A 12,961-nucleotide genomic window follows, 5' to 3' on the forward strand; every position below is an offset into this window, starting at 1 on the left:
ACTCGGTCGACCCCGTCGCGGGGCATGCCCGAAAGGAGCCGAACGTGAGCAGGATCGTTGTCACGGGCGCCACCGGAAACGTCGGCACGAGTGTGGTGCGACTGCTGTCGGAGGATCCGGAGGTCGACTCCGTACTGGGGCTGGCGCGCCGGGTCCCCGAGTGGTCGCCACCGAAGACGCAGTGGTCGGCGGTGGACCTGTCGTCCGAACAGGCGGATCTGGGCAAGGAGTTCGCGGGAGCGGACGCCGTGGTGCATCTGGCCTGGGCCTTCCAGCCGACGCACGACCCGGCGGCGACCTGGCGGACGAACGTGCTGGGCTCCATCCGGGTCTTCGAGGCGGTGGCCGCCGCCGGGGTGCCGGCGCTGGTGCACGCCTCGTCGGTCGGCGCGTACTCCCCGGGCCCGAAGGACGAGGCCGTGGACGAGTCGTGGCCCACGCACGGCTGGCCGGATGCCGCGTACTGCCGGGAGAAGGCGTATCTGGAGCGGACTCTGGACATCTTCGAGCGGGATCACGCCGAGGTGCGGGTGGTGCGGATGCGGCCGGCGTTCCTGTTCAAGCGGGAGTCGGCGAGCGAGCAGCGCCGGATCTTCGGCGGCCGCTTCCTGCCGGGTCCGCTGGCCCGTCCGGAGCTGCTGCCGTTCCTCCCCGACATCCCCGGACTGCGGGTCCAGGCCCTGCACACGGACGACGCGGCCAAGGCGTACCGCCTCGCGATCCACTCCGATCTGCGCGGCGCCTTCAACCTGGCGGCCGAGCCGCCGGTCGACGCGGAGCTGCTCGGCGAGATGCTCGGCACCCGCCGGGTCCGGCTGCCCCGCACCGCGGCCCGCTCGGCGCTCGCCGCCGCCTGGGGACTCCACCTCCTCCCGGCCTCCCCGCATCTCTTCGACGCGGTGCTGCGCCTTCCGCTGATGGACTGCACGCGGGCCCGTACGGAACTGCGCTGGAACCCGGAGCACACGGCGAACGAGGTCCTGGAGGAGTTCCTCAAGGGCTTCCAGCAGGGCGCGGGAGCGAGCACGGAACCGCTGCGGGGGCGGAAGGTGGGCTGACACCGACGCCTGTGCCGTCCAGAGGACGGCACAGGCGCGGGTGCGGGCGGTCGAGCGGAATCAGCCGGTGGGCTCCTGCGGTACCGGCTGTTCGGACTGGGCGCCCGCCTGGCGCGGTGCGCCCTCGCGGCCGGTGCCCGCCTCGTCGGTGTCGGGGACCTCGGTGTCGGGTTCTTCCTTGTCCGCCGCCTCGGGATCGCCGTCCCAGGGGTCCTCACCGTCGCCTGCCTGCTGGTCCGGCATGTCCCGCGGTACGGGTTCGTCGCCGGGGCCCTTGCCTTGGTAGTCGGCCATGGCGTTCTCCCTTCGCGTGGTGGTCCGGGCGACTCGCGAGTACCTCCGCGCCCACCGGCGAAACCTCAGTGCGGAGCCCGCTCCTCCAGCGCGGTGCGCCAGGCCGGGTGCGGTCCCTCGGGCGCGGGCTCGGGGCGGCGGCCGCCGCGGGCGAAGAAGTCGGCCAGCGGGAGGATCGCGGCGCCGACGGTGACCGCGTCGGGGCCGAGCCGGCCGAGGTCGATGGTGACCTTCTCGGCCGGGTGGCGCAGGGCGTAGGAGGAGGCGTGGCGGCGTACGGCGGGCAGGAAGCGGGTGCCGAGCTGGAGGCCGGCCCAGCCGCCGATGAGGATGCGCTCGGGCTGGAAGAGGTTGATCAGGTCCGAGAGGCCGGCGCCCAGGTACTCGGCGGTCTCCTCCAGCACGGCCAGCGCCACCGGGTCGGGCGCACCGCCCTCGGCCGGGTAGGCGGCGGCCAGCATCGCGGTCAGCGCGGTCTCCTCGTCGGCGCCCTCGGGCGGCCGTCCGCCCTCCTCGCGCCAGCGGTCCAGCAGCGACTCGGCGCCCGCGTACGCCTCCAGGCAGCCCAGCGCACCGCACCGGCAACGGCGTCCCCTGACCCGTACCGTCAGATGACCCCATTCGACCGCCCGCCCGTTGTCCACCTCCGGCGTGACGAGACACGCGCCGACGCCGGACCCGAAGAGGACGACGACCGCGTTGCGCGCACCGCGCCCGCCGCCGAACCACATCTCGGCCTGGCCCAGCGTCTTGGCGCCGTTGTCGATGAAGTACCGGACGGTGTCGGGCAGCCGGGAGGTGGAGCGGAGCAGCTCCTCCAGCGGGACCGCGTCCCAGCCGATCGTCTGGCCGTGGACGACGGCGCCCCGGTCCGGGGTGTGCTCGACGATGCCGGGGACGCCGATGCCGACGCCGAGGAGCTGGTCGGGGGCGATGCCGGCGGTGTCGAGCACCTCGGCGACGCCGTCGCGGATGTGGCCGACGATGACCTCGACGTCGTAGCCCTGCCGTGTCAACGGTCGTTCGGCGCGGGCGAGTTCGGTGAGGGTGAGGTCGAACAGCTCGATGCGCACCCGGGTCTCGCCGACGTCGACGCCGATCATGTGCCCGCTGCCGGGCGCCACCCGCAGCAGGGTGCGGGGGCGGCCGCCGTCGGAGTCGACGCTGCCGGCCTCCTCCAGCAGGCCGTCGGCGACCAGGTCGGCGACGACGTTGCTCACCGAGCCGGAGCTCAGGCCGGTCGCCGGGCCGAGCTCGAAGCGGCTGAGAGGGCCGTCGAAGTAGAGCCTTTGCAGCACGGCCGTGCGGTTGGCCCGCCTCAGATCGCGTACCGTGCGCCCGTTCCGCCCCGCCATGTATGGCCCCCTTCGAACCCTGTCCGACCTGCAACATACCGCTGCGGGAGCACTTTCCACGACCCCTTAATTCACGATGTGAACTATGAGAGCTCCGCGATCTCGGTCAATGCGGCGACCAGTTCCGGTGCAACCGCTTCCTGTCGCCAGCGCCGATCCCCCTCGCCCATCTCCCTCGGGACCGTCTCGGCGAGCATGATCAGGTAGAGGTAGGCGCGGTAGAGGGCGTACCGGAGACGGGCCGCCGCGTCGAACTCGGCGCGGCCGCCTTCCTCCCGGTAGCCGGCCAGGAACGCCTCGTCGGTCCTGATGTCGCCCAGCAGCGCGAGGGAGACGAAGTCGGCGAGGGGGTCGCCCCAGAACATGCGCTCGCCGTCGATGAGCCCGCCGATCCGGACGCCCCCGGCCACGCGCTCCACCAGGATGTTGCCGGTCCACAGGTCGAAGTGGACGAGGCTCGGGACGCTCACCTCGTCGAGAGCTCCGTAGGCGGGCCGGAGCGCGTCCGCCACCTCGTCGACGGGGCGGGGCAGTTCGGCGCCGTAGCGGCGGGCGTCGTCGAGGACCGCGTCGAGCATCCCCGTGAACGCGGTCCGCCAGTCGGGGGCGAGCGGGCCGAGGGCGCCGGACGGATAGCCGAAGGCGGTGCCGGTCACGCGGTGGAGGCGGGCCACCTGGCGGCCCAACTCCGTGCGCAGGACGTCCTGTTCGGCGCCGGTGAACTGTCCGTCCCAGGCGTCCCCGGGGACGGCCGTCATCAGCAGATCCTCCCGCCCGAGGATCACGACCCGGGGCGCGGGCACGTCCACTTCGGCGGCCCCGCGGTAGAACTCGGCCTCGGACACCAGGAGTCGGCGCTCGTGGCTCAGTGCGGGGACGGTCTCGGCGGGCGGCACCTTCAGCACATAGCGGCTGCCGTCGGAGAGGACGAGCTCCTCGACCGTGTTGTAGGTGCCGCCGGTCAGCGGGCGCAGGTGGGCGAGACGCTCGGGCGGCAGGCCCGCCTCTTCCAGGATGCGCCGAGCCCGTGCCCAGGAGTCCACCACCGTGCGCCCACCTCTCCCCTTCGCCACGCTTCGGTCAGCCGGCCGCGTACACGTCCTCGACGTAGCACCCGTCCGCGATCAGCCCGTCGAGCCACTTCTCGGCGGCCGCCTCGTCGGCGTCCGCCGTGTGCTTGCGGTACAGCGTACGGAACGCCTCGCGGACGCCCGGCGCCATCCGTGATCCGTCGCCGCAGACGTACACCCGGGCGCCCGCGGCGAGCAGGCCCCAGACCTCCTCGGCCTCGGCGGCGACGCGGTGCTGCACGAAGCTCACCTCGCCCTGCGGGGCCGCGCTGAAGGCGGGGCGCAGGGAGACGGCCCCGGCGGCCTCGGCCGCGCGCAGTTCCTCGGCGTGCAGGAAGTCGGCGTCGGGGGCGTCACAGCCGAAGTAGCAGAGGGCGGGGGCGAGTTCGGCGCCTGCGGCGAGCGCTGCCGCGCGGTCGGCGATCGCGCCGCGGAACGGGGCGAGCCCGGTGCCGGCGGCGATCATGACGACGGGCGTGGAGTCGTCGACACGGAAGGCCTCACGGCAGGGCTGGACGCGGGCGTACACGGTGTCGCCGGCTTCGACGGTGGTGAGGTACCCGGACCCGGTGCCCCGGTACTCACCCTTGCCCGAGCGGGCGGGAGCGGCCAGCAGGGAAACCATCAGGTCCACGTGCCGGGGGTCGGTCGCGGGCGAGGAGGAGACGGAGTAGTGGCGCGGGCGCAGCGGGGTGAGGATCTCCAGGAGCCGCGTCCAGTCCAGGGCGCCGCGCAGGGCGGGGTTGTCCTCGATCACCTCGACGAGGGTGCGCGGGTCGTCGGCCGCCGTCGCCAGCAGGGCGGCGCGCTCGGGCGGGCAGGGGTTGGCGGCGGCGAGCACGGCCAGTTGGCCGGCGTTCGGACGCTCCTGCAACTCGACGTGGTGGGTGAGGAGTTGACGTACCGTCACAGGCCGGTCCACGGCGATGCCGTCGCGGCGGGGGCGAGTGGCCCGGATGTCCAGGACGGTGTCCGGGTCGACACCGAGAGCGGCGGCGGCGCGGTCGACGAGGGCCGGGGCGTTGGCCGGCAGGACGGTGAGGTGGTCGGCCGTACGGTACTCCGTGCCCTCGGGCAGGGCGACGCGCACGAACCGCTTGCGGCGCGGATAGCCCGATGCCGTGAGGTCGTACGCCTCGGTGACCTTCATCGGGACCAGTCCGTGCCGCTCGGCGAGGGCGTCCAGCGGGCCGCCGGTCAGGGTGCGGACCTCGTAGGCCGCCGTCGGCTCGGTGGCGGGGGCGGTGGCGTCGGGGTCGCCGTAGCGCTCCAGGAGGGCGGTGCGCAGTCGGGTGGTGAAGTCCCTTACCGCGCCGGTGAGATCGCCGGAGGCGTCGGCGGCCGTGCGGGGGATGAGGCGGGTGGCGCCGAGTTCGGCGAGGCGGTCGTCGACGCGGGTCGGGACGTGCTGGTAGGTGGCGGCCCAGTTGCGGTCGCCGACGCCGAGAAGGGCGTAGGTGACGTCCGCCAGGTCGTGCCCGGAGTCCAGCCAGGTGGCGAAGGCGGTGGCGTCGTCCGTGGGACGGCCGTTGTAGGAGGCGGCGGTGATGACGACCGGTCGGTCGGTGGGCAGGCCGTCCGCGTAGGCGTCCAGCGCGGCGACCTCGGTCTCGCAGCCGATCCCGGCGGCCTCGTCGGCGAGTTGGGCGGCGAAGTCGCGGCAGGTGCCGTAGTTGCTGCCGTGCAGGAAGAGGGCGGCGGTGCCGGGGCGGACGCGGGCGGGCAGGGCGGCGGTGTCGAAGGCCGCTTCCGCGGGGACGGTGACGGCCCCTGGCAGCACCCCGTGCGCCCGGTCCGCCGGTGTGCGCGGGGTCAGAGTCAGGGTGAAGCCCTCGGGCTTGAGGGTGAGGGTCTCCTTGACCGTGAGCCGGTAGTCGGCGTGGTCCTGGAGCCGGTAGCGGTGGACCAGCATGGCGAGCAGCATGGTCGCCTCGTGCAGCGCGAACTGCCGTCCGATGCAGGCGCGTTCACCGGTGCCGAACGGTTTGAAGGCGTGCACGGAGCGGGCCGCCTCCGCCTCGGGCGTGAAGCGGGAGGGGTCGAACCGCTCGGGGTTGTCTCCCCAGACGGGCTGCCGGTGCAGCATCGGGGCGAGCACGGTCACGAACTGCCCTGCGCGCAGCGGGATCCGGCCGCCCAGGACGGTGTCCTCCAGGGCGTGGCGGCTGAAGGCGGCGGCCGTCGGCCACAGCCGCAGCGCCTCGTTGAGGACCTGACGGGTGTAGGTCAGCCGGCCGACCTCGTCGTACGTCGGCTCCGGGTCCGCCTGGTCGCCCCACAGGGCGTCCACCTCGCGCCGTACGAGCTCCAAGGCGGTGGGGTGTTTGGCGAGGTAGTACAGGGCGAAGGACATCGCGCCGGAGGTGGTCTCGTGGCCCGCGATCAGGAAGGTGATGACCTGGTTGCGGATGTTGGCGGTGTCCAGGGTGGTGCCGTCGGCCGGGTGCGCGGCGGTCAGCATCAGGCCGAGGAGGTCCTGGGCGTCGGCCTGGTCGGTGCCGGCGCGGGAGGCGATGACGTCGTCGACGACCTGGGCGAGATAGGCGGCGTCGGCACGGAAGGCGGCGTCGGCCTCGGAGTGGTCCTGGCCCGGGACGCGGGCCAGGCGCTTCATGCTCCACTCCAGACAGCTGACCATCGACTCGACGAAAGGGTGCGGCTCGGCCCGTTCGAAGGAGCCGAAGTCGTGGTCGAAGCCGGCGAGGCCGATGGTGTCCAGGGTCATGCGGGTCATGTCGTCCGGCACGTTCACCGGCTGTCCGGTGCGGGCGCCGCGGTCCCACGCGTCGATGAGCCGCCGGGCCACCTTCAGCATCACGGGGTGGTAGGTGCGCATCGAGCCGAGCGCGAAGGCGGGCATGAGGATGTCGTGCGCCTTGGCCCAGTTGGGCTCGTCGTTGTACGCCGTGAACAGTCCGTCGGCGGCGAACTCCCGGACGTTCTCCAGGGCGGGCCCGATGTGCTTGGCGAACCGGTCCTCGTCGGCGAGGTCGGCCACCAGGTCCAGGTCGGCGACGAAGAGGGTGTCCCGTCCGTGCAGCCGTCGCACGAGGACCGGCCCGTGCTCGCGCATCAGATCCATGACCTGCTGGATCGGGGCGAGCCCGGGACCGGTCGCCGAGATGTCGACGACGGGGACACCGGGGTGGGTGTCGGGGGACTGCGGATGCGGCGCGGTGGGGGGCATGGCGCGACAACTGCCTTTCGCGGTACGGGAGTACTGCGTTCCACATTGAGCGAGGGACCCTGGCCGCCCGTACCGCGGCACTACATGATTGTGTAGTGCACCTACGTGCGTCGCCCTTGCGCTCAGGGGCTCGGAGGTGCTGGTGGACTGGTCGGACCCGGAGGCGGTGGTGTGGCGCAACCGCGCTCTGATGCTCTTCGACCGGGTCTCCGTGCCGGTCGCGGTGTGCGATGTGTACGGCGCGGTCCAGCTCGCCAATCCGGCGATGGCCACGGAGTGCGGTACGACGCCGGGGCGGCTGCGCGGCCGGGATGTGCTGGAGCTGTTCCGGCCGCAGGAGGCGACGCAGGTGGAGCGGATCGCCGAGGCGCTGCGGCTGCGGCACCGGTCGCGCTACCAGGTGTCGGTGTGCTGGCGGGCGCCCGGCGGTGGGGAGCGGTTCGGGGAGCTGACGGCGGACCCGGTGAGCGACAGCGTGGACGAGACGCCCGCGCTGCTGGTGATGCTGCGGATGCTGGGTGAGCGTGAGCGGCCCGCGGTGGACCCGGTGCGGGTGACGCCGGTGGAGGCCCGCGTCCTGGCGCTGCTCGCGGGCGGCGCCACCACCGCCAGGGCCGCCCGGGAGACCGGGCTCAGCTCGGACGGCGTCACCTATCACCTGCGGCGACTGTCCGCGCGGTGGGGCGCGGGCAACCGGACCGAACTGGTCGCCCGCGCCTACGCGCTGGGGGTGCTGACGCCCGGGGTGTGGCCGCCGACGCCCTCGGCGGCACCGGAGTAGACATCCGCGCCGGTGTCACGGGCGGTGCCCGCGCCCTCCGGGGCGCCGAAGCGGGCCAGGGTGTGCCAGACCATCTTCAGGTCCTGGAGTCCGTAGCGACCGGTCCGGGCGGCGTCCCCGATGATCCGCGGGTCGATCCGGCCGTCCTCGGCGATCCGGGCGCCCAGTTCGGCGTACTCCTCGCCTCGGTAGTCCGCGTGCCGGCGCAGCCGCTGCACGGTGATCCGGTACCCGGGATGCCACTCGACGGGGCAGGGCAGCAGCCGTGCCGCCGCCTCGACGGGTGTGCCGCGGTAGCAGGCGTCCAGGACGAGCGCCGCCACGTCCGTGGTGAGGGAGACGCCTCCGTGGACCTGTGCCTCGATGTAGTCGTTGAGGGCGTCCTGCTCGTCCGCCTCCGCCAGGGCGATCAGCGACATGCCGGCGGCGACGCCGAAGTGGGCCGGCTCGGCGGCGCTGTCGGGGTAGCAGAAGGTGGCCCGGGACAGGGCCGCTCTCGTCAGCCGGAAGTGCGAGGAGCCGAAGCGCGGGGCGGCGCCGACGACCTGGCGCCGGAAGTTCAGCGCGCCGTACACGGGCCGGTCGTCCGGGGCCGCCTCGTCGTAGGCGCCGCCGAAGATCCGGCTCTCCCAGCGCCAGCGGTCGCCGCCGGGGTGCGCGGTGAGGCCGCCGTTGCTGGTGCCCGTCACGAACTGCGAGTGGTAGGAGCCGTCCCGCGCCAGCGCCTCGAGGATGCCCATGCCGCCGGTCAGCCGGTCGGGGTGGAAGTTGAGCGTGATGCGTGTGTCCGGGGCGACGGGCGGCCCCGCCGACCGCTCCGCCACATGACGCAGGGCCGCTCTCGCCCGGGGTGAGCGGACGCTCTGGAAATTCACTGGTTCCTCCTCGCCGGGACCGTCTATCCTGACTGAACCTAGGGGCACTAGTTTTTTCACCCTCAGGTTTCGGCAACAACATGACGCCCCCAGGAGGCTCCCCCATGAGATCACTGACCGAGCACGACATCCGTGACTCTTTTGTGAACTGTTCCAAGGGGGAGGCCAAACGCGTGTCCGTGCCGCGCGATCTCGACGAACGCCCCTGGGACGATCTCGACTTCCTCGGCTGGCGAGATCCCGGGGCGCCCGACCGCAGCTATCTGGTCACCGAGCGGGACGGCCGGCTCGTCGGCCTGACGCTGCGCCTGACGTCCGGGCATCGGGGCTTCCTGCACCGCAGCATGTGCTCGCTCTGTCTGACGACCCACCCGGGCGGCGGCGTCTCGCTCATGACCGCCCGCAAGGCGGGCGCGGCCGGGCGGGAGGGCAATTCCGTCGGTCTGTACATATGCACCGACCTGGCCTGTTCCCTCTACGTCCGGGGCAAGAAGGTCCCGCAGAGCACCCTGCGGATGGAGGAGAGTCTGACGCTGGAGGAGCAGATCGCCCGCGCGACGGGCAATCTGTCCGCCTTCATCGACCGGGTCCACGCCTGACCCGGTCCACGGCGAGTGACTCAGCCCACGGAGAGCACGATCTTGCCCCGGTTCTCGCGCCGCTCCAGCTGCTCGTGGGCGGCGCGCGCCTGCGCGAGGGGCAACACGGTCTCGACCGGTACGCGATAGGCGCCCGCGGCGACACGCTCGGCCAGTTCACGCAGGTCGGCACGGGGATCCCAGCCGTGGCGCTGCCGGTTGGTGAGCTGGAAGCCGAGGATCGCCGCGTTCTTCGGGTAGAAATCGCGGGTGTCGACGGTGCTGGGCGCCAGGGCGACGTTGGCGAGCGCGACGACCCGGCCGCCGTGTCCGACCTGGCGCAGGCTCCGCGCGAAGGCGGCGCCGCCGACGGTGTCGAGGACGACGTCGGCGCCGCGCCCGTCGGTCAGTCGCAGCACCTCCTCGACCTCGGCCTCGTCGGGGTACGCGGAGGTGTCGAGCGTGATGTGGGCCCCGAACTCCCCCGCCCAGGCCGCCTTTTCCGCCGACCCGGCGAGCGCGATGACACGGGCCCCGGACTCTGCGGCGATCTGCACGGCCGCGGTGCCGACCCCGCTCGCGGCGGCCTTCACCACCACGGTGTCCTCCTTGGTGACCTTGGCGAGATGCCGTACGCAGCACCAGGCGGAGAGCCAGGCGATGGGCAGTGTCGCCGCCTCGGTGAGCTCCACTCCGTCGGGCAGGGCCACCACCTGGGTGACGGGTACGGCGGCCAACTCGGCATAGAACCCCGGTGACTTCACCCCGTCCAGCGCGACCACCCGCTGCCCGACCGCGAAGTCGGTCACCCCCTCCCCCACCGCGGCCACGACACCGGCCGCCTCGGCGCCCGGGATCAGCGGGGGCCGACCGGCGTTGTGGTAGACGCCGGCCCGCCGCAGAGCGTCCACCCGGTTCACACCGGCCGCGGCGACCCGTACGAGCACCTCCCCCGGCCCCGCCACCGGATCCGGCACCTCGGCCTCCACCAGCACCTCGGGTCCGCCGAACTCCTCGATCCGCACCGCGCGCATACCCCACCCGCTCTCGTCGTGACTGACACCGCTTGAACCGGTGTCACTCTGCGACACCTGTTCAAGCGGTGTCAAGGGCGCCGTACGGCAGGTAAGCTCGCCCCCATGACCAGCACCGACCCCGAGCTCGCCTTTCCGTTCGTCGGCGGCCGCCCCTGTCTGGACTTCGTGGCCACGCTCGGCAAGCGGCACGCCACGCCCAAGGAGCGACTGCCGGACCCGGCGGCACTGGCCCGCTGGCTGACGGAGGCGGAACTGGCCGTGGGCGAGGAGCCGGCACAGGTCACCGCGCGGGACCTGGCCGACGCGCGCGTCCTGCGCGAGGCCGTCAACCGCCTCGTACGCACCGCGATGGCCGGCCGGGAGCCGGAGGCGGCCGACGTCGAGCTGGTCAACGAGGCGGCCGCAAAGCCCGATCTGGCACCCCAGCTGGGCGAGGCACGCTGGACGGCCCGGCATCCGGCCCGGGCCGCCCTGGCGACGGTGGCCCGGGACGCCGTACTGCTGGCGGGCGGGCCCCTGATCGAACGGGTCAAGGAGTGCGGGAACCCGGACTGTTCCCTGCTGTTCCTCGACGACTCCCAGGCCCGGCGCCGCCGTTGGTGCTCGATGGAACGCTGCGGCAACCTCGCCAAGGTCTCCGGCTACCGCTCCCGAAGCCGGGCCGCCGCCACCCGGTGAAGGCGGACCAGGACGTCGTGAACGCCGGCCGGCGCGGTGTCGCTTCCCCCAGCGCGAGCCCGGACCGTCGCGCCGTCCTCCGTCACGGCGTGCGGAGATCCCCCGGCCGCCACTGCGGGTCGCGGCCGAGGAAAGCGAGCAGCGCATCGGCCCTGCCGGAGCCGTCCGGCGCCTTCCGTGCGGGTGCGAAGACCCGGTAGGAGTCCCGGAGACGGTCCACGAGCCGTTCCGCGAGCGGCCAGATCCCCTCGGCCAGCTCCTCCGTCAACGCCGCGTCCTGGCCGGTCGCGACCGCGATGTCCCAGGCGTGCACGGCGGCGTCCATCGCTGCCGCCGCGGCGGCGAGCCGTGGCGGCAGCGGCCCGAGCGGGGTCGGTACCTCGTCCGTGTCGGCGGGCAGACCGGCGTACGCGTCCGCCACCATGCGCAGCACCTCGTCCAGCTCCGCCGACGGGTCCGCGGCGAGGGCGTCGGCCGGGGCGAAGGGGTCGGAGTCCGGACGGCCGCCGGTGATCGCGAGGCCGTAGCCCTGCTGGTCGATACGGGCGTGGTTGAGGACCTGCCGCGCCGTCCATTCGGTGCAGGGCGTCGGCACTCCCCAGGCCCGCGCCGGGACGGCCGCGACCACCTCGCGCAGAAAGTCGTGCGCTCCCGTGAGAACCTCAAGACCTCGGGTGTCCGCCATCACTGTTCCCCCCTCTTGCCGTCGACGGGTTTGTACGGACAATCTAAGCGTCGTTGCGGACAGTTACGTTCCGCAACGTAGGGAACGAGTGCGATGTGGAAGTGGGACAGCCTGAGGATGCGAGATGTACGTGAGTGGACGGCGTCCCTCGTGCGGTTCGTGAAGCGACGCAGGGACCCGGTGGTCGTACAGACGCTGCGGTCGGCGGCCGCGGCGACGATCGCCTACGTCATCGCGCTGCGCCTGAGCCCCGAGGCGGCCCCGCTCACCGCGCCCCTGACCGCGCTGCTGGTCGTCCAGGTCACCCTCTACGCGACGCTCACCAACGGCATCCGCCGGGTGAACTCGGTCGTGGCCGGCGTGCTCGTCGCCATCGCCTTCAGCCTGCTGGTGGGGCTCACCTGGTGGAGCCTGGCCCTGCTCATCCTGGCCTCGCTCGGGGTCGGGCATCTGGTCAAGGTCGACGAGTACGTGCCCGAGGTGGCGATCAGCGCGATGCTGGTCCTCGGGGTCACGACCGTCGGGGACACCGCGTGGGCGCGGATCCTGGAGACGCTGATCGGGGCGGTCGTCGGGCTCGCCTTCAATCTGCTGTTCGCGCCGCCGGTGTGGGTGGACGAGGCGGGCGAGTCGATCGAGGGGCTGGCGCGCCGGGTACGGCAGTTGATGCTGAGCATGGGCGAGGAGGCAGCGGGCCGCACCCCCGTCGAGCACGCCACCGAGCGGCTGTACGAGGCGCGGCGCCTGGACCACGACATCGTCGAGGTGGACGCGGCCCTCAAGCAGGCCGAGGACAGTCTGCGGCTCAATCCGCGCGTCCGCGAGGGCCTGTTGCACCGGGTGGTGCTGCGCACCGGTCTGGACACGCTGGAGATCTGCACGGTCGTGCTGCGGGTGCTCGCGCGCACCCTGACCGACCTCGCCAAGGAACGTGAGTCCGAGCGGCTGTTCGAACGGCAGACGGGCGCCGCCGTGGAGCAGTTGCTCTCCGAGATCGCCGACGCCGTGGTGAGCTTCGCGGTGCTGGTCACGACCGACGTCACCCGTAGCGCCGAGTCGGCGGAGGAGCGGCTCGCCTCCCAGCTCCGGCACGCCGCGGCCACCCGCGACAAGCTCGCCCAGCTGCTCCTGGAGGAGGTCCAGCGCGACGCCCGCCAGTGGCAGCTGCACGGCGCGGTGCTCACCGAGGTGAACCGCATCCTGGACGAGCTGGACACCGAGCACCGCTCGCGCCGGCTCCTGGAGGAGCTGGACCGCACCTCCCGGGAGCAGCGCGAGCGCATGCCGCGGCTGACCCGGCTTCAGGAGCGGCTGCGCAGGAACCGTCCCGCCCTCGCCCGTCGTTCTAGGTGACGTAGTCACC

General features: G+C 72.9%; 12 protein-coding genes. 5 read left to right on the top strand and 7 right to left on the bottom strand.

What is annotated here, in order from left to right:
- The first annotated feature begins 44 nt into the window (after positions 1–44).
- Positions 45–1,058, top strand: a complete 1,014-nt coding sequence (locus ACFY0U_RS22530) for an SDR family oxidoreductase (RefSeq protein WP_388638475.1) — start codon at positions 45–47, stop codon at positions 1,056–1,058.
- Positions 1,059–1,118: 60 nt separating this feature from the next.
- On the opposite strand, the gene ACFY0U_RS22535 is transcribed toward ACFY0U_RS22530, so the two are convergent.
- The 4 genes from ACFY0U_RS22535 to ACFY0U_RS22550 form a co-directional block, all read right to left on the bottom strand.
- Positions 1,119–1,352 carry a hypothetical protein gene (locus ACFY0U_RS22535; protein ID WP_388638476.1) on the bottom strand — a complete coding sequence of 78 codons (234 nt, stop codon included), beginning with the start codon at positions 1,350–1,352 and terminating at the stop codon, positions 1,119–1,121.
- Positions 1,353–1,417: 65 nt separating this feature from the next.
- Complete coding sequence (locus ACFY0U_RS22540) at positions 1,418–2,707, bottom strand: ROK family protein (RefSeq protein ID WP_388638477.1); 1,290 nt, start codon at positions 2,705–2,707, stop codon at positions 1,418–1,420.
- A gap of 83 nt (positions 2,708–2,790) precedes the next feature.
- Entirely contained in the window at positions 2,791–3,753 is a 963-nt protein-coding gene (locus tag ACFY0U_RS22545) for a phosphotransferase family protein (RefSeq protein WP_388638478.1), read from the bottom strand.
- Between the two features lie 34 nt (positions 3,754–3,787).
- Positions 3,788–6,964 (bottom strand): cytochrome P450, encoded by a 3,177-nt coding sequence (locus ACFY0U_RS22550; RefSeq protein ID WP_388638479.1) that lies wholly within the window; start codon positions 6,962–6,964, stop codon positions 3,788–3,790.
- Between the two features lie 190 nt (positions 6,965–7,154).
- Here ACFY0U_RS22550 and ACFY0U_RS22555 point away from each other — a divergent pair, with 190 nt between their 5' ends.
- A complete protein-coding gene (locus ACFY0U_RS22555) occupies positions 7,155–7,745 on the top strand; it encodes a PAS domain-containing protein (RefSeq protein WP_388638981.1) in 591 nt (196 codons plus the stop codon).
- On the opposite strand, the gene ACFY0U_RS22560 is transcribed toward ACFY0U_RS22555, so the two are convergent.
- Positions 7,682–8,620, bottom strand: a complete 939-nt coding sequence (locus ACFY0U_RS22560) for a DUF3626 domain-containing protein (RefSeq protein WP_388638480.1) — start codon at positions 8,618–8,620, stop codon at positions 7,682–7,684. The genes ACFY0U_RS22555 and ACFY0U_RS22560 overlap by 64 nt on opposite strands.
- A gap of 104 nt (positions 8,621–8,724) precedes the next feature.
- Between ACFY0U_RS22560 and ACFY0U_RS22565 the strand changes: the two genes are divergently transcribed.
- Positions 8,725–9,219: an FBP domain-containing protein gene (locus ACFY0U_RS22565; protein ID WP_388638481.1), complete on the top strand. Its 495-nt coding sequence runs from the start codon at positions 8,725–8,727 to the stop codon at positions 9,217–9,219.
- 20 nt (positions 9,220–9,239) lie between these two features.
- Here the strand turns inward: ACFY0U_RS22565 and ACFY0U_RS22570 are convergent, their stop codons facing one another.
- Complete coding sequence (locus tag ACFY0U_RS22570) at positions 9,240–10,232, bottom strand: zinc-binding alcohol dehydrogenase family protein (protein ID WP_388638483.1); 993 nt, start codon at positions 10,230–10,232, stop codon at positions 9,240–9,242.
- Between the two features lie 105 nt (positions 10,233–10,337).
- Here ACFY0U_RS22570 and ACFY0U_RS22575 point away from each other — a divergent pair, with 105 nt between their 5' ends.
- Entirely contained in the window at positions 10,338–10,913 is a 576-nt protein-coding gene (locus tag ACFY0U_RS22575; protein WP_388638485.1) for a CGNR zinc finger domain-containing protein, read from the top strand.
- Between the two features lie 82 nt (positions 10,914–10,995).
- Here ACFY0U_RS22575 and ACFY0U_RS22580 read toward each other — a convergent pair whose 3' ends face one another.
- Positions 10,996–11,598 carry a TIGR03086 family metal-binding protein gene (locus ACFY0U_RS22580; RefSeq protein WP_388638487.1) on the bottom strand — a complete coding sequence of 201 codons (603 nt, stop codon included), beginning with the start codon at positions 11,596–11,598 and terminating at the stop codon, positions 10,996–10,998.
- A gap of 117 nt (positions 11,599–11,715) precedes the next feature.
- Between ACFY0U_RS22580 and ACFY0U_RS22585 the strand changes: the two genes are divergently transcribed.
- Entirely contained in the window at positions 11,716–12,951 is a 1,236-nt protein-coding gene (locus ACFY0U_RS22585; RefSeq protein ID WP_388638488.1) for an aromatic acid exporter family protein, read from the top strand.
- Positions 12,952–12,961 lie beyond the last annotated feature (10 nt).

Source organism: Streptomyces sp. NPDC001536 (genome assembly GCF_042894505.1).
Taxonomy (GTDB): domain Bacteria; phylum Actinomycetota; class Actinomycetes; order Streptomycetales; family Streptomycetaceae; genus Streptomyces.